Below are 384 nucleotides of genomic sequence, written 5' to 3' on the forward strand. Positions count from 1 at the left end.
GTTCCGTGATGAATTCCCGGAAGGCCGCGATCCGGCGCGAGGCCCGCAATTCCTCGGGATAGGCGAGGAAGACGGGAACGTCGTGCGATTCGACATCGTCCAGCACGCGGACGAGTTGCGGATGGTCCTCGGTCACGTAATCGGGCAGCACGCCGATCCCCAACCCGTTCAGGACCGCCTGAAGCACGCCGAAATAGTTGTTCACCGTCAGGGTCGAGGGGATGTTGTGGGTCATCAGTTCCCGCACCAGCCGCGCCCCGGCCGCCACCTGCGCCGAGGTCGTGTTCTGGCAGATCAGCCGGTGGCCCGCGAGTTCATCCATCGTGGTCGGCATGCCGCGCGCGTCCAGATAGGGCTGGATCGCGTAAAGCCGCATCTTGATGT

General features: G+C 64.3%; 1 protein-coding gene. It reads right to left on the reverse strand.

The genetic code is table 11. The features are described 5' to 3' along the window. Positions 1–384 (reverse strand): LysR substrate-binding domain-containing protein (locus tag KQX66_RS36610; RefSeq protein ID WP_216798416.1); only part of this gene is annotated, 384 nt, incomplete at both ends.

Source organism: Paenibacillus oleatilyticus (genome assembly GCF_018998565.1).
In the GTDB taxonomy this organism is placed as follows: Bacteria; Bacillota; Bacilli; order Paenibacillales; family NBRC-103111; genus Paenibacillus_G; species Paenibacillus_G oleatilyticus.